Source organism: Pseudarthrobacter quantipunctorum (assembly GCF_045291495.1).
GTDB classification, from domain to species: domain Bacteria; phylum Actinomycetota; class Actinomycetes; order Actinomycetales; family Micrococcaceae; genus Arthrobacter; species Arthrobacter quantipunctorum.
Window position 1 is genome coordinate 1,392,932 of record NZ_CP148033.1, and the last position, 16,135, is coordinate 1,409,066.

General features: G+C 58.0%; 14 protein-coding genes. 7 read left to right on the top strand and 7 right to left on the bottom strand.

Annotated features, from left to right (window positions below; translation table 11 throughout):
- Positions 1–13: 13 nt before the first annotated feature.
- Positions 14–409 carry a DUF2304 domain-containing protein gene (locus WHH00_RS06365; protein WP_406637437.1) on the bottom strand — a complete coding sequence of 132 codons (396 nt, stop codon included), beginning with the start codon at positions 407–409 and terminating at the stop codon, positions 14–16.
- Positions 406–1,146: a glycosyltransferase family 2 protein gene (locus WHH00_RS06370; RefSeq protein ID WP_406637439.1), complete on the bottom strand. Its 741-nt coding sequence runs from the start codon at positions 1,144–1,146 to the stop codon at positions 406–408. The genes WHH00_RS06365 and WHH00_RS06370 overlap by 4 nt, the downstream gene beginning before the upstream one ends.
- A 603-nt stretch (positions 1,147–1,749) precedes the next feature.
- Between WHH00_RS06370 and WHH00_RS06375 the strand changes: the two genes are divergently transcribed.
- The 3 genes from WHH00_RS06375 to WHH00_RS06385 all read left to right on the top strand — a co-directional run bounded on the left by WHH00_RS06375 (position 1,750) and on the right by WHH00_RS06385 (position 4,908).
- Positions 1,750–2,667 (top strand): glycosyltransferase, encoded by a 918-nt coding sequence (locus tag WHH00_RS06375; protein WP_406637441.1) that lies wholly within the window; start codon positions 1,750–1,752, stop codon positions 2,665–2,667.
- A 121-nt stretch (positions 2,668–2,788) separates the two neighbouring features.
- The gene (locus tag WHH00_RS06380; protein WP_406637443.1) at positions 2,789–3,742 is read left to right on the top strand and encodes a glycosyltransferase; all 954 of its coding nucleotides are present in this window, start codon (positions 2,789–2,791) and stop codon (positions 3,740–3,742) included.
- 116 nt (positions 3,743–3,858) lie between these two features.
- The gene (locus tag WHH00_RS06385) at positions 3,859–4,908 is read left to right on the top strand and encodes a glycosyltransferase (protein WP_406637445.1); all 1,050 of its coding nucleotides are present in this window, start codon (positions 3,859–3,861) and stop codon (positions 4,906–4,908) included.
- Here the strand turns inward: WHH00_RS06385 and WHH00_RS06390 are convergent.
- The 4 genes from WHH00_RS06390 to rfbB all read right to left on the bottom strand — a co-directional run bounded on the left by WHH00_RS06390 (position 4,892) and on the right by rfbB (position 9,361).
- A complete protein-coding gene (locus tag WHH00_RS06390) occupies positions 4,892–5,704 on the bottom strand; it encodes a glycosyltransferase (RefSeq protein WP_406637447.1) in 813 nt (270 codons plus the stop codon). The two genes, WHH00_RS06385 and WHH00_RS06390, sit on opposite strands and share 17 nt — an antisense overlap.
- Before the next feature lie 218 nt (positions 5,705–5,922).
- Positions 5,923–6,903 (bottom strand): UDP-glucose 4-epimerase GalE, encoded by a 981-nt coding sequence (gene galE / locus WHH00_RS06395; protein ID WP_406637449.1) that lies wholly within the window; start codon positions 6,901–6,903, stop codon positions 5,923–5,925.
- 9 nt (positions 6,904–6,912) lie between these two features.
- Positions 6,913–8,358: a sugar nucleotide-binding protein gene (locus tag WHH00_RS06400; RefSeq protein WP_406637451.1), complete on the bottom strand. Its 1,446-nt coding sequence runs from the start codon at positions 8,356–8,358 to the stop codon at positions 6,913–6,915.
- A 4-nt stretch (positions 8,359–8,362) separates the two neighbouring features.
- Positions 8,363–9,361, bottom strand: coding sequence for a dTDP-glucose 4,6-dehydratase (gene rfbB / locus WHH00_RS06405; protein ID WP_406637453.1), 999 nt, complete (start codon positions 9,359–9,361; stop codon positions 8,363–8,365).
- 55 nt (positions 9,362–9,416) lie between these two features.
- Between rfbB and rfbA the strand changes: the two genes are divergently transcribed.
- Entirely contained in the window at positions 9,417–10,283 is an 867-nt protein-coding gene (gene rfbA, locus WHH00_RS06410; RefSeq protein ID WP_406637455.1) for a glucose-1-phosphate thymidylyltransferase RfbA, read from the top strand.
- A 78-nt stretch (positions 10,284–10,361) separates the two neighbouring features.
- Here rfbA and WHH00_RS06415 read toward each other — a convergent pair whose 3' ends face one another.
- Complete coding sequence (locus tag WHH00_RS06415; RefSeq protein WP_406637457.1) at positions 10,362–12,419, bottom strand: lysozyme; 2,058 nt, start codon at positions 12,417–12,419, stop codon at positions 10,362–10,364.
- A 682-nt stretch (positions 12,420–13,101) separates the two neighbouring features.
- Here WHH00_RS06415 and WHH00_RS06420 point away from each other — a divergent pair.
- Genes WHH00_RS06420 through WHH00_RS06430 form a run of 3 tightly spaced genes read left to right on the top strand, consistent with a single transcriptional unit; the run spans position 13,102 to position 16,117 of the window.
- Positions 13,102–14,325 carry a CpaF family protein gene (locus WHH00_RS06420; RefSeq protein ID WP_406637459.1) on the top strand — a complete coding sequence of 408 codons (1,224 nt, stop codon included), beginning with the start codon at positions 13,102–13,104 and terminating at the stop codon, positions 14,323–14,325.
- Positions 14,322–15,179, top strand: coding sequence for a type II secretion system F family protein (locus tag WHH00_RS06425; RefSeq protein ID WP_231455635.1), 858 nt, complete (start codon positions 14,322–14,324; stop codon positions 15,177–15,179). Before WHH00_RS06420 ends, WHH00_RS06425 begins: the two co-directional genes overlap by 4 nt.
- On the top strand, positions 15,176–16,117 hold the full coding sequence (locus WHH00_RS06430) for a type II secretion system F family protein (protein ID WP_406637461.1): 942 nt from the start codon (positions 15,176–15,178) through the stop codon (positions 16,115–16,117). Before WHH00_RS06425 ends, WHH00_RS06430 begins: the two co-directional genes overlap by 4 nt.
- Positions 16,118–16,135 lie beyond the last annotated feature (18 nt).

The window sequence follows — 16,135 nt, forward strand, 5'->3', positions numbered from 1 at the left end:
ACAATTGGTCATGCTAGACCTCTGAGCTGTTTCTGCCTTCGATAAGAAGGCGGCTCAACTCGTCAATGTCCGACTGCATTTTTTCTGTGGCAGCTCGGAGGATCGCCGTCTCTTCAGCCAAAACCCGCGTCTCATCCTCCACTGTGGACAATTCCCAAGACAAGTGCAGGGTCACTCCAACAAGCAGAACTAAAGCCATTGAGAAAATAAGGTTGGCTGGCACGACGACGCCAAACTGTTGGCTTGTCCAAACGAGTATCTGGGGAAAACCCGTCAAAACGATGGTCAGTATGCCCAAGAAAAGCCATAGTACAGCGTATTTTTCGCGTAATTTTCGTTGGCGGACCAAGGCAATAACTATTCCAACGGTGAGGACCGCGACGCAGAATGTTATAGCGCTGCCAATCATCGGACACCACCTTCGTCTAGCCTCAGACCGGAACGTTTTCGCGTGAGGGCCAAGAACAGAGCAAGAATGGACCGGGCCAGATAGATGCTGGACTTGAAGGGGTTGTGGCTTGGCGTCCCGCCCTGACGAACGCGCATCTCGACAGGGACCTGAACCACTTTGCAGCCGGAGCGCGCTGCCACCACGAGGGAATCAATGGTGTCTCCCAGATACTCGGCAGGGTAATGGTCAAGATACTGGGCAATTGCCTTCGTATTCGCAGCGCGGAAACCGCTGGTCACGTCAGTCAGTTTCGTCCTGGCCACTCGGGAGACAACTGCTGCTAAGAACTGCATCGACCATTTCCGTGGACCGGACACTTGATAGCTGCCGCGTTCTGCGAACCTCGCGCCGATGCATATGTCGGCCTGAGATAATCCCTCTAGAACATGCTCGATATCTCTCGGGTCGTGCTGACCATCGGCATCGACTTGGACAACTTGTGTGTAGCTCTTGCGTTCGGCGTACCTAAAGCCCGCCCGCATAGCCCCGCCGACGCCCAGGTTGAAGGGCAAAATCAATACCTGCGCCCCAGAGTCGATGGCCACCTTGGCTGTTCGATCCGTTGAGCCGTCGCTCACAACCAGTACGTCGCAGTGCGGTGCATGCTCCTGGACTTCCTGAATCGTTGAACCTATGATCGCCTCTTCATTCCACGCAGGGATAATGACAAGGGTGCGGGCTTGTTGTGCTGACATCACCCCCAATGGTACCAACAAGGCCTAGGCAGACTCACTCCGGGTCGCGACTGGCTGGGCGAGCGAAGTCATATGAGGCCAGTCAAGATTTGCGTGACGCTCCTACTGTGACAAGCCCCAGGTAGGGGGTGCCTGCGGCTCATGCAAAACCTCGGGAACGTCTGGCGCGCTTGTCGCGCAAGCCCAACGCTGAGCTATGCATACTTTGCAGCGGCCGGTAGTAGAGTGCCTCTGCCACTGATGAAGTTATTCGTGCCTGAAAGACGACTCTCAGTCACTGGAAACAGGACACAAACAACGTTTTGGAGCGGCGAGGGCACAGCTACCGCGAGCGCCTATGTGTATGGCCAGAACGGACTCCTAGAAGCCTCGTGGTCGAGTTACAGTCACGCTGATTTCTGGGAAGAGCTGTGACGTCGGGACATAGACGGGCGACTTGAGCCTCGTGTCGATCCCCTGAAGGCCTACCTTGCTCATAGACCAAGCCCGGCATGGTGCGGACTGAAGGGGCGATTGCGAACCCACCTCTACGGCCAAATCAGGGGGAATCGAGCGCTCCGGTATGATGGCTGGGTAACCCGCTCTTGTAGGTCAGGAAGAATATTGTCGGTAGCTGCAGTTGTCGTTTCATTCAATCGTGTTGAATATCTCAAGAAGTGCATGCTCGCCCTCACCCGCCAGACACGCAAGCTGGACGAGATCATTGTCGTAGAAAATGGATCGACCGACGGAAGTGCCGAGTTCATTAGGGCCAACTATCCTGGGGTCACCCTGCACGAGACCGGTGAGAATCTGGGCGGGGCCGGCGGGTTCGCCCTTGGTGTAGATATTGCGATTGCCAACGGACACGAAAGCGCCTGGCTCATGGACGATGATGCGGAACCGCACAACGATGCAGTCGAGCATCTGTGCAACGCGATGAAAAACGCTACTCGCAGGCCGGGTTTCGTGACTTCTCTGGTCGTCAATGATCAAGGTATCGCGAGCCGTGACCATACGCTGGATGTTTCCAACGACACAAAGGCCCAGCTCGAAGCCACAAATTTGGACGCCATTGCAGTATCAAGTGCCAGTTTTGTTGGGGTTCTTATCGACCTTCAGTTAGCTGCCCGTCAGCCTTTGCCGTACAGCGATTTCTTCATCTGGCTGGACGATGTCGAGTACACCAGACGCCTCGCCAGTCAATCTGGGGGGCTATGTATACCACTCAGCAAGATCAAACATCCTGAGAAGAATAATCGCACTGACCTCGGGGGCCGTCTTTTTTTCTTTATTCGGAACTCCATCTGGCTGAGTAAGCTCAAAACGAACCGAACCACGATTCTTGACAGGCCGAGCATTGTGACATTAGCGATGCTGGGGTTGTCGCTTAAACAGCTGAAGGTGACTGAAAACAAAAAGCAGTGGCTCAGATGTTCGGCGACGGGCCTTTGGCAGGGCGTATTTTCCAACCCCAAAGTCGATATGCCCGGAAGCCTGGTCAGCAAAGTTGCGGACGGCAACGTCGCCCCTCTGAGTTAGGTCTGCGAGTTCCTTGCAGATGCCGAGGAATGGCAACCGTCTTTGCACGACCGAACCGCGGAATTGCGAAGTTCGTCCATTTGAGTCCGTAGCCACGGCATCTTAGACAGATTCTCTCACGGTGGATAACAAAGCTTTCCGCCGATATAAAAAGGGATTGAGCTTTTTGAAAGATAATGATGAGGCACCGGCGCCGCGGCCTGTTTTTGCTATAGTAGCGGCATTTAATCCGGACGCGGAGTTTGTCAGGCGGTTTGAGCTTCTTCAACCCCACGTTGACAAAGTCATTGTCGTAAACGATGGGTCGGATCAACGTTACGCCGAGACATTTGACGCGATTTCTGAGTTGGGCGCCTTGGTTATACATAACTTGAGGAATTCCGGTATTGCCACGGCACTAAATGCTGGTGTACGCCGGGCGCTGGAGCTGGCCAACCCCTTTTTTGCCTTGACCATGGATCAGGACTCTTCTCTTGATGTCGACTACGTGCGGAGAGCGATATCGACATACGAGGCCGCGCGAACGGCGGGCGTTAATGTCGGTTTGGTGTCAGCGGAGACCTTCAATGGCGTTCCTGCCCTAAAAGACGGCTTCATTGGTGGAACCTTTGGCGTTCCGTTTGACCCTTGGCAGTCGGGGATGCTCGTTCCCTCAGAGGTCTTCGATACAGGTGTTTGGTTTAATGAGGCGTATTTTATCGATAATGTGGACTCGGAATTCGCTCTCCGCATCAAGGCAATTGGTTATGCGCCCATCATGGGCGAAGGTTGCAATCTCAATCATAATTTAGGCGAAAAAAGAACTGGAAAGTTTTTCGGGCGTCAGGTTGAGTATACTTATCATGCGCCGAAGCGAATCTATTACATTACTCGGAACAGTTTTTTTCTTGCCCAAGACTTTGCGGTTAAGTATCCTAAGTGGTTCGTTCGCAAGGCATTCCACGACATCCTGAACCAGGCAGTTCGCTTAGTTCTCGCGGAAGACAAAACGACCGTAGTGAGAATGATAGTTGCTGGGGCCAAGGACGGCTTGGCTAGACGGGCAGGCCGCTTCGAGGACGGCCATGCCGTCTAGACATGCTCCTAGGAACCAGGCAACCAGTAGCCACCCTGGATTTTGTCAGCCTGCTTCAGCCCGGTCTTGGCCAACCTGAAGTTAACTCCCTTTGCTACGAATACTAGGATCAGTTAATGCCAAATGATCGGGACCTGCTCGCGGGAGCCCTCATTCCACAGAACATGGCCTTTGGCGTCATTGCCATGGCCGCTTACCGCCCCAACATGGATCTCTTCCGCCGACAGATTGAGTCGATAAAGCTTCAGACGCACGAGAACTTTCTCTGCCTTATTTCGGCGGATGGAGGTTCTGCGGCGCTTGAGTCAGAGCTTGCACGTATCGTCGGCCGCGACCCGCGTTTCAAAGTTTTGGGGTTTGATGAACGGCTTGGTTTTTACGGGAATTTTGAACGAGTTTTAAGGAACGTCCCATCGGCGGCTGAATGGGTTGCCCTCAGCGACCAAGATGACTATTGGTATCCAAACAAGATTGAGCGTTTAGTCTCAGAGCTCGTGGCATATCCTTTGGTTGCAAGCCAAGCGAGAGTGGTGGAACACCCAAGTGGATTGGTTTTGTCTCAACGGACCCGACGCAACACTGTGAGACCGCAGAGCTACTTTGTGGAGAACCAATTCACAGGAGGAACCATGGTGTTCCGTCGAAATGTCCTTGACGTTGCCCTACCTTTTCCGCGCTTTGACTCGCCGTCCGAGGTCCACGATCACTGGATCGCAGTCTGCGCATCCTCTGAGGGACAATGCATTGTCATTGACGACGTTCTCCAAGACTATGTTCAACACGGAGAGAACGTACTGGGGGAAGCGAAGGAGGGATTCAGTCTCTGGCGGAGTTGCACAAACCTGCTCGCCATTTCGCAAAAAACTCGAGGATCGAGTTCTGTCCGCAATCTCTTCCGGACCATCTACGATGTCGGCGCCGGGTGGCGCGAAGTCATGGCCGATGAGCTAGGCAAGCGAGCTCCCAACCTGGACGGTGACATTGCGGTGGCTGTTCGCATTTTCGGTTCAGGCCGTGAAAGGTGGCGCACCTATTGGTCGGTATTCGGCGGGTGGCGGTCTGGTGAAATAACCGTGCGAGCGGCTCTCGAATATATCATCGGCGATGCCGCAGTTTCTTTTGGAAGAATTGTTATGCGTCCAGCCTGGACTAGAGGCCGACAGTAGCCCGCCAAAAAGGTGCCCATGCTTCAAAGCTATAGCCGGCGTCCACTGCATTTCTACCCGCCTTGCCGATTTCCGAACGTGCTCGGGCAGAAGTAGCAAGCAAGTCCCGTATTGCATCTTCCCAGCCGGACGGCGTCGGAGCGGACAATCCTTCTAAATCATCAAGTACCTTTTTGTTGGTCCCGACTGGACTTCCGACAACAGGTAGACCTGCTGCTGCGTACTGAAGGAGTTTGTAGGCGCACTTTCCACGTGTAAATGGGGTATCAGGTAAAGGCATCAAGCCGATGTCTGCGTCTGCCAATGAGGAAGCGAAGCTCTCTGCACTCCACTGAACTCGGTCAACGATTTCCTCCAAGGCTCCAAGGCTCCGAGCACCACTTGAGATCACGCGCAGCCGTATGGGTGTGTCAGCGTTGATTCGTAAGAGCGGTTCAGTGAGCATCTTGAGAAAGGGTTCCGTTGCAGGAGAGCCCAGCCAAACCAATGTTGGGATCTCGGATAGTTCGTAGCTGGACTTTAGTGGGTAGGCACTAGGGTTGACACAGCTCGGAATCATCACCACTTGCTGGCTGATTTTCGCGGCGAATTCGGCCAGGTAGTCGTTGCCTGCAATGACCGTGGAGGCTGCACGGACTGAACGATGCCAGACCCTTCCCTTCGGGTACAGGCTGTAGGGGAAGGGCGCACCGTTGTGGAAGATGGCGTCATCGAAGTCGTATACCGAGTACTGCGCAGAACGCAGCAGGCGGCTTTCCAATCGACCGTTGCTCAACGGTGACGCTTCCCTGCTCATCAGGAGAGTCTCCGATGTGCCTGACTCGGCCAGATGACGCAGCGAAATCTCAGCAGCTATCACCTGCGGGAGATGACTGGATAGGGTGGTGATGCTGTTGTCAGCCTTGCCCAAGTAGCTATAATGTCGCGTGGCTTCGATCCTGAGATAATCCAACCAGTCGTGTATGCGAACCCTTGCGCTGCTACCGTTCCTGCCGTAGGTGGCGACTGTAATCACTACGCGAGAGCCCCCCGCTTAGCGACTTCGGCCAGCCATGCCGATTCCACAATGTCTATAAGAGTCCGCCGGGCGCTCCACCCCAGCGCGGACTGAATCTTTGTGACGTCGGCTATAAGCTTGGGAGGGTCCCCCGGTCGGCGCGGAGCAACCAAGGGATCAATTTTCCGTCCGGAAACAGAACGAAGGACGTCAAGAACTTCGCTGACGGACGCCCCATGCCCTGTTCCGACGTTCAACACTGTTTCCAGTGGCGCACTACCTGCCGTGGAGTCCAAGGCAGCAAGGTGCGCGTCGGCCAGATCGCCAATGTGGACGTAATCGCGAATACACGTGCCATCGGGGGTCGGGTAGTCATTGCCGTAAATAACCGGTTCTTCCCCGTTGAGAACTTTGTTGATCACAATGGGGATTAAATTGAGCGCGGCAGGGTCGGCCAGCTCGATGGATTGAGCGCCAGCCACATTGAAGTATCTCAGGTTGATGGGACGAAGCCCCCAAGCGGAGGCCGACGCAGCCGTCATCCATTCGCCGATGAGCTTGCTTTGTCCGTAGGGACTGATGGGGTGGGTGGGAGTGGCCTCCGTGACTGTCTCAATTCCAGGCATGCCATAGGTGGCGGCGGAAGACGAGAACACCAGGCGCTTTACGGCGCAGTCCTCCATTGCAGATAGCAGGGCGATCATGCCGCCGACGTTCTCACGGTAATAGAGCAGAGGGTTGGCCATTGACTCGCCAACCTGTTTGAGGGCGGCAATGTGTATGACGGATTCAACGCTCCAGTTACGCATGACCTGCACCAACTGTTCCTTGGCATCAGATGCTGCGAGATCCAATTCGATAAGCGGCGCTGCGCCGATCCGGTCAGCGAGTCCCGTGGACAAATTGTCCACCACTATGACGTCCTCGTTTCGCTGGGCCAGCAAGCTCACTACGTGCGCGCCAATGTACCCGGCACCACCGGTTACCAAGATGCTCATTTGCTGTGCCTATCCGTTTCTTTGCATTTGGACTGACTCCAAAACGAGTCCCCGAACGTAGTCGGTCAATCTGTGAATAGATTCGTGAGGTAAGTAGCCTGTGTCCTTAATTTTGCGCAGATCCAGGGTGCTGTTTAGCGGGCGCGGTGCGGCTGGCCTGTCAGCGAAGTATTCCGTGGTGCTCACGCCGCTCACTGACTCCCGTGACGCTCCGGATAGCTCGTACACGTCCGCGGCGATGTCAGCCCAGGACTGCTCGGGGCCGTCACTGGTCAGGTTGTAAGTGCCATAGGGCGCCCCGGATCTCAATAGATGGTCAATGCCGGCGGCAATGTCGGTCGTGAAGCTCAACCGGCCGATCTGGTCGTTGACCACGGACGGCTCGATGCCGCGGCCGGCGAGCGATGCCATGGTCCGCACGAAGTTGTTTCCCTCACCGATAACCCAACTGGTCCGCACGATGTAGTGGCGGGGAACCACGCTGACCACGGCGTCCCCTGCTGCCTTGGTCTGGCCATAAACACCCAGGGGCGTGAAGGGTTCAGTTTCGTTATGGCTCTCCCGCGCACCATCAAAGACGTAGTCGGAGGAGACGTGCACCAGTGTGAGGTCATGGTCGACGGCGGTACGCGCCAGCCGTGCGACGGCAGCAACGTTGACGGCCCAGGCGGCTGCCCGGCCTTCCGCGGTTTCCGCGGCGTCGACCGCGGTGTACGCGGCGGCATTGATAATTGTCGAGTAGTTCTTCCAGTTCCGCTCCGCGAAGGACGCTTCACTGCACAAATCGAAGCCGGCGCGGCCGGCAAACTCAACTGTTGCATCGCCGTCGTACTGTTCCCGTAGGGCCTTGCCCAACTGGCCGTCGGCGCCTACCACGAGGATCTTCTTGGCCGGCATCGGAACAACGTCCGCGAGGCGGGGGTGCGCTTTGTCCTTGTCGGACAGTTCTGCCTCCTCGAGCGGCACCGGCCAGCCGATCGCCGCCGTCTCGTCGGCGAGGTTCAGGAAGGTGTACTGACCCTGGGCATCCGCTGACCAGTGGTCGTTGACCAGGTAGGTGTAGGCCGTGTTGTCCTCCAGGGTCTGGAAGGCGTTGCCCACGCCGCGTGGAATGAAGATCGCCTGGCTGGCGTCCATTTCAGCGGTGAAAACGGCACCAAACGAGGGACCTTCGCGCAGGTCAACCCAGGCGCCGAAGATCCGCCCGGTGGCCACCGAGATGAACTTGTCCCATGGCTCCGCGTGGATGCCGCGGGTGGTGCCGGCCTTCTCATTGAAAGAGATGTTGTTCTGCACCGGGCGGAAGTCCGGCAGCCCGAGTGCCACCATTTTTTCCCGCTGCCAGTTTTCCTTGAACCAGCCACGATTGTCGCCGTGGACCGGCAAGTCGTACAGGACGACGCCGGGGATCGGCGTTTCGTGTGCGGTCAGCTTCTTTGAGAACTCGATCGACATCGTTTTACTGGCCCTGTTCCTTGTACTTGGCTTCGGTCTGGGCCTTCTGCGGGCGCCACCAGTTTTCGTTCTCGCGGTACCAGGCGATGGTGTCCTCGATGCCGGCGTCGAAGTTGGAGAACTTCGGTTCCCAGCCGAGCTCGTCGCGGAGCTTGGAGGAGTCGATGGCGTAGCGCAGGTCGTGGCCCGGGCGGTCGACAACGTGGTCGTACGCGTCGGGGGCCTGGCCCATGTGCTTCAGGATCAGTTCAACAACGTCCTTGTTGTTCTTCTCCCCGTCGGCACCGATCAGATAGGTTTCACCGATCCTGCCTTTGGCGATGATCGCCAGCACGGCCGAGGAATGGTCGTTAGCGTGGATCCAGTCGCGAACGTTCTCGCCCTTGCCGTAAAGCTTGGGCCGGATCCCGTCAATCACGTTGGTGATCTGGCGCGGGATGAACTTCTCCACGTGCTGGTAGGGCCCGTAGTTGTTGGAGCAGTTGCTGATGGTGGCCTGCAGCCCGAAGGAACGGACCCAGGCGCGGACCAGCAGGTCAGAGCCGGCCTTCGTGGAGGAATACGGGCTAGAGGGGTTGTACGGGGTCTGCTCGGTGAACCGCTCCGGGTCATCCAGTTCCAGGTCGCCGTAGACCTCGTCCGTGGAAATGTGGTGGAAACGCTTGTTGTGCTTCCGTGCAGCCTCGATCAGCGTGTAGGTACCAATGATGTTGGTATCCAGGAAGGGGCGCGGGTCGTGCAGGGAGTTGTCGTTGTGCGACTCGGCAGCGTAGTGCACCACCACATCGGTGTCAGCGACGAGTCCGTCCACCAGGGCGGCGTCGGTGATGTCTCCCTCAACGAACGTAAAGCGTTCCTCCGGGAGGTTTTTCAGGGACGCGATGTTGCCTGCATAGGTGAGCTTGTCCAGCACCGTGACGTGATCGTCTGTGTTTCCTAGAACGTAGTGGACAAAATTCGAACCAATGAATCCGGCACCACCGGTAACAAGAAGTCGCTGCATAGTCCCCAAGACTACCGGATTTGCCGCGGCCATTAGCGAAAGGAAGGATGGGGGCATGCGCGGAATAATCCTTGCCGGCGGTACCGGCTCTCGGCTTCACCCCATCACACTGGGCGTTAGCAAGCAACTCGTTCCAGTCTACGACAAGCCTATGATTTACTACCCGCTGTCGACGCTGATTCTGGCTGGCATCCGGGACATCCTCATTATCACCACACCCCACGACGCAGAGCAGTTTGAGCGCCTATTGGGGGACGGTTCCCGCTTCGGCGTCTCAATCACCTACAAACAACAACCATCTCCGGACGGGCTGGCCCAGGCGTTTATATTGGGCAAAGAGCACATCGGTGACGACAATGTTGCCCTTGTACTGGGCGACAACATCTTTTACGGGCAGGGCATGGGCACGCAGTTGCGCCGATTCCGGGACATTGAGGGAGGGGCTGTCTTCGGGTATTGGGTGAAGAATCCCTCGGCTTATGGCGTTGTCGAGTTTGACGAAAATGGAAAGGCACTCTCACTGGAAGAGAAGCCCTTACAGCCCAAGAGCCATTACGCGGTACCAGGCCTTTATTTTTACGACAACAACGTCGTCGATATTGCCAAGGACCTCAAGCCGTCCGCTCGCGGTGAGCTCGAAATCACAGACGTCAACCGTATTTACTTGGAGCGCGGCAAGCTCCAAGTAGACATCCTGCCGCGAGGAACAGCATGGCTGGACACCGGTACCTTCAACGATCTCAACGATGCGTCGAACTTCATCAGAACCGTTGAGAATCGACAGGGGCTGAAAATTGGCGCTCCGGAAGAGATCGCTTGGCGCCTTGGCTTCCTTAGCGATGATGAGTTGAGGGCGAGGGCCGAACCCCTGGTGAAAAGCGGTTACGGGACATACCTTTTGGAACTCCTCGAAGGAGAATAGCGCTATGCGGAGATGCGGGAGACCCCGCCATTTAGGCGTGGTCTCCCGCTTTCCCGCGTTTATAGGTGCTTTCCTGCGTTAATAGGTGAGTGTCCGGCAGCCCAACTGCGAGTTGTTCGAGCTGAGCACGGAAACCGCGACCCCATATGCGCAGACTGTGTATTGACCCCGAACGCTCACCGGGACAGAAGTCGTGTAGCCGTGATCGCCGACTGTATTGAGTGTCTTATTTACGTCCTGTCGCGGCAGGTTTGCGGTGAAAGCGACACCCTTAGTGCTGCCGTCGGGATACGTGACGTACACGTGTACCGGATTGGATGTGGCGGGAAATGCGGGGTCCAAGGTCCATCCTTGAGTCTGGATGGACGCCTGTCCGTTGAGAACTTGAATGCTGGCGCGGTCCAAGAAGCCCATCGTAGGCGGAGTTGGAGGAGCCGTGATTTCCTTGCAACCAAGCGAAGTTGGTCCCGCAGAGATGGGTTCTACTCCGACGGCCTGAATGCAGACCGCGTAGGCGCCATAAGTTCGAATCGGAATAGACGCTTGGAAGCCGTGGTCGCCGACAGTCGCCAAAGCAGTGTTTACGTCAGGTCGCTTCAAGTTGGCTGCGAAAACCGTCGCAGGGCCTGTCACACCCCTGTCGTCCTTATAAGAAACGGAGACGTTCACACTGATGCTCTTGGAAGGTTGAGTGGGATCCAGAGCCCATCCGCTTACGCGCAGCATGGCTGAATTGGGATCCAGAAGCAGCCTGAGCGTGTCAAAGTTGCCGATTGGTGCTGGGCTGGGCTCGACATTAAGGGTCTTGCAACCAAGTGGTCGATTCGAGTTTTGACCGATCGCATAAGTACAGGCCTGATAGATTCCGGGAGACGTAATCGTCACTTGTTGGTCGAAGCCGTGGTTCATACCCAATTCCGTTACGGAATGCACGTCCGGGCGTGCGGTGTTTGCGGTCATTCGGTAGCCCGTCGTGGTCCCGTCTGGGCGCGTGATGTAAGTGTCGGCATACGTGGGGGCGCTCGGGTTTGCGAGGTCAACCGCCCAGCCGCTCACGCGCAGGGTCACTTTCTCTGGCGCCCTGACCTGGTCAAAGCCGTCAAACGATCCGATAGGTGGCTCCACGTTTGTCGCCACAATACTTTTACAGCCAAGTGGCGTGTTAGCAAAGATGCCGATGGAGTAAGCACAAACCTTGTACGTCCCGGATCTCGTGATGGGAACGGCCCCGTCAAACCCATGTGAGGGGCCGTAACCAAAAACTTGATTAACGTCCGGCCTGGAGACGTTGGCTGTCCAAGGATATCCAGTTGTTTGTCCGTCGGGCGAAGTTACGTAGATATGAGTTTGATTAGAAGCAGGTACGTTGGCTAGGTCGACTGACCAACCTCGCGCCCGGAGGTTTACTTCAGGCCCATTGCGGCTGACAGACAGTTCGTCGAAGTTGCCAGTGGGTAAGTTCGCACCGGCAAATCGTTGGAGCGAAGCGTAATCCCCGTTCCAAACGTTCGAGTCACCGGCGAAGGGGCCCGTGCTGCTGTACTGCCACATGCTGTAGGTGCTCCAGCTCGCCGTGGGAACCGGTCCTGCATTGTTCGTGGGGGAGCTGGGATAGGCCGCAACCCACAGCGGGTAGTCACCAAAGCCGGCGGGATTGCCCAGGCATTGGTTCCACCAACTGGTGTTGGTGTAAATGACAGGCAACCGGCCAGTCATGGCCTGCATAGTGTTGCCGAAGTCCCGTACCCATGACGTGAGCTGGGCAGGAGACATGTTGTAGCAGGTGTTGCCGAAGTAGAAACCGTTAATCGTGCGGCCTTCGTACGGATTGAACTCAAAGTCGAGCACTGGCGGCATGGTATAGCCATCTGCCGACCAGCCGCCGCCGTTCTGTACGAAGTAGCGTGCCTGGTCTGCTCCGGAAGACCAATTGGGAATGGCGAAGTGGTACGCGCCGCGGATCATCCCAACGTTGCGGGAACCCTGATACTGGGAGCTGTATGAAGGGTTCTTGTAGTAATTGCCTTCAGTCGCTTTGACGTAGGCAAAGCGGGCACCCATGTTCCACTGGTGCTGCCAATCCACGGTCGGTTGGTGGCCGCTAACGTCCAGTCCCTGGATGCCGAAAGTAGGCATCCAGGTGCCTTCGGTAGACAGCGACTCCGCATTTAGCCGCCTGAAGGAATCGGATGAAGCCGACGCCGTAACGCGTGCAGACCGCTGTCCCATCTCAGCTCCGCCAATGCCGGCTGCTTCCGCCATTGACTGTGTGGCCTCGGCCGTGGGCTGGGCAGCAGGTGCTTCCGCAGGGACTGATTCTTCGGCGGATGACGTTGCCGAGGGAACCGCCGGAGAGGGTGCGACAGCAGTCGAGGTTTCACTCGGCAGCGAGGACATTGTCGGCGTTGGAGCGGGCTCAACGGCGGACGCAGTACCCGTCAAACATGGGCCGGCCACCAGGGATGCAGTCAGGAGGGCTATCCCAAAGGACTTCATGACGGGGCGACGGGACTGAGACAGGTTCCGCTTCATATTGGCTCCGGAAACAACGAGGCGCTCCTGGGAGTCCTCATCTGGGTTGCTGTTTCGGATGGTTCCCCCAGGAATCAGCCGAACAGGGATTTGACACTTAACGCGCTCACCATAGCACCATGGTGCTGGTGACAACAGAGGTGCTGGTGGTGCATGTGTGGATCCTGTGACAATCCTGCGTTTATCCACAGACAATGTTTATGACTTGGCAGCTTCTTGTCCGGTCCCTAGTCTTTATCCCAGTTGCACTGCCTCCGCCGGGGGCGGCAGTTGTATTGGGGAACGTATGGACGCGCTGGGAATAGTCGAGGATGAAGTTCGCGAGCTTATCCGTCGTCGAGGGCTTGATCCGCTTCATCAGGCCGGCGAGGTCCGCCGCCTGGTAGAGGCGGCCGTAACGGACTACGATGAGCGGGCGCTTTTGGGTCCGCTCCCTCCCCTCGGGCCCCTGGACGCGGCCCGCAGATTCCTCTTTGACGCCGTCGCTGGTTTCGGCGTCCTACAGCCGCTGCTGGACGATCCAACCGTCGAAGAGATCTGGCTGAACGCTCCCAACGAAATTTTTGTGGCCCGGAACGGTGAATCCGAGCTGACCTCGCTAAGCCTTACTGAGCAGCAGGTCCGGGACCTGGTTGAGCGGATGCTGAAAAGCTCCGGCCGCCGGCTGGACATGTCCTCTCCGTTCGTGGACGCAGCGCTTCCTGACGGGTCAAGGCTCCACGTGGTCATCCCGGATGTGACCCGCAAGCACTGGGCAGTCAATATCCGGAAGTTCGTGGTCAAGGCCAGCCGCCTTGAACATCTTGTCGAGCTGGGCACGCTGACGCCGCAGTCCGCCCGTTTTTTGGGTGCAGCCGTTTCCAGTGGCCTCAACATCCTGGTATCAGGCGCAACCCAGGCCGGCAAAACCACAATGCTCAACTGCCTGGCTGCGAGCATAGGCAGCCGGGAGCGGGTGATCACCGTTGAGGAAATCTTCGAACTGCAGTTCCCCCTGCGCGATGTCGTGGGACTCCAATGCCGCCAACCGAACCTGGAGGGGGAGGGCGAAATTCCGTTGCGGCGCCTGGTCAAGGAGGCGCTCCGCATGCGCCCGGACCGCCTGGTGGTGGGGGAAGTCCGTGAAGCTGAGAGCCTGGACATGCTCATCGCCCTGAATAGTGGTCTGCCAGGCATGTGCACCGTACACGCGAACTCGGCGCATGACGCGGTCACTAAGATCTGCACGCTGCCCTTGCTCGCAGGCGAGAACATCTCGTCAGCCTTTGTCGTCCCAACGGTCGCATCCTGTATCGACCTTGTGGTTCATTGCAGCCGGAAGGCCAACGGCCGTAGGGAGGTCACCGAAATCCTCTCGTTGGGCCGGCGAGTGGAGAACGGCATTATCGAGTCGTCTCCCGTCTTTGCGATGGTGGACGGTACCCTTCAGGCACGCGCCAGCTCGATGCCGGCCGCGGAAAAGTTCAGCCGGGCAGGGTACGACGTCGCGGCGCTGCTGGATCCGCGATGACGTCGGCTTTGCTGGGTATCGGCGCCGGGACGGGCCTCTTCCTCATCTGGTGGTCCTTCTGGGAGACACCTGAGCAGCGCCCCATGGCGCCGAAGGTAAGCCGCCTGGCCGACCTTCTCGCCTCCGCCGGCGTCGACAAAGTATCCCCGGGTGGCCTCATCGGCACCTGCGCGGGGCTGGGGCTCTTTGTGGCATTGGTGTTTTACGCCGTCAGCCGTTCCTGGCCTATCGCCTGTTGCTTCGCGCTGTTTGCTGCATGGCTTCCCATCAGCATCCTGCGCTGGAGGGCAAAAAAGAGAAGCGCGTTGTTGCGCCAGTTGTGGCCCGACGTCGTTGATCACCTCCGCTCCGCCATACGTGCCGGCCTGCCGCTGCCGGAAGCCCTCATTCAGCTGGGGGAAAAGGGGCCTGACGAGCTTCGTCACGTATTCCGGGAGTTCGGTGCCGACTACCGCGCCGGAGGCCAGTTCGACGCCTCGCTCAACAAACTTAAGCACAGGCTCGCAGACCCGGTCGCCGACCGTATAGTCGAAGCCCTTCGGCTGACCCGCGAAGTTGGAGGCTCGGACCTGGGAAAGTTGCTCGGCACGTTGGCTGAGTTCCTCCGCGAGAGTGCCCGCACCCGAAGTGAACTGGAGGCCAGGCAGTCCTGGACCGTCAACGCCGCACGCCTTGCGGTCGCTGCCCCGTGGATCGTTATGCTCCTGCTGGCAACAAGACCGGAGGCGGTGCAGGCATACAACACCGCCATGGGTGCAGCAGTCCTGCTTGGTGGCCTGGTAATTTCGCTGGTCTGCTACTCCATCATGCTGAGGATTGGGGCCCTGCCCCAGGATGAGCGGGTGCTCAGGTGATCGACATATCTCCTGCCGCCGTCGCCTGCGGGATTGTCCTGGGGACCGGTCTGTGGCTCGTCATCTTCAGATCGCCGTTGATGCGCGCCACCACCCTGGCAGAACGCATTGAGCCGCAGTTGAAGTCCCAAAACCTTGAATCCCGGCTCTTGAGCCTGGGGGAAGCCAACCTGACGCCTTTCGGTCCGCTTGAAAGGATTTTGCGTCCGGTGATCCGGGACGGCATGGCGGCATTGGGGAGGCTGAATCCATCGCCCGGAGCGACCGCACGACGGCTGGCGCAGGCGGGAATCACCAAGACCTCCATCGACTTCCGGGCCGAGCAGCTACTGTGGGCCGCTGCCGGATTCGTGGCCGCCCTTGGCGTCACTGCCCTGGGAGCCGCAGCCGGGAGGTTCAACCCACTGCTCGCCGCGGTCGCCGTCCTGGGCAGTGCTGTGGGCGGCTTCATGCTGCGGGACTATTGGCTTGGTGTACAGGTCAAACGGCGTGAATCGAGGATGATGGCGGAGTTTCCGAGCCTGGCTGAACTGATGGCGCTGGCCGTCAGCGCAGGGGAGAGCGCCACCGGAGCCCTCGACCGGGTTTGTCGCAGCGCCAAGGGGGAGCTCACCAAGGAGTTCGCGGACATTCTTGCCGAGACCCGGGCGGGCAAGCCCCTGGTGCAGGCATTGCAGGAGTTCTCGGCACGGACCGATCTGGCCCCTCTGGTGAGGTTCGTAGACGGCATCATTGTCGCTGTCCAGAGAGGCACGCCCCTGGCGGATGTCCTGCGTGCCCAGGCCCAGGACGTGCGGGATATCGCCAAACGCGACCTTATGGAGGCCGCCGGCAAGAAGGAAATCGCCATGATGGTGCCGCTTGTTTTTGGCGTGCTCCCGCTGACTGTGGTGTTTGCCGTTTTCCCAGGGCTCGCGGCCATCAACCTGGGGTTTTAGGAACAACCAGTGGACGCC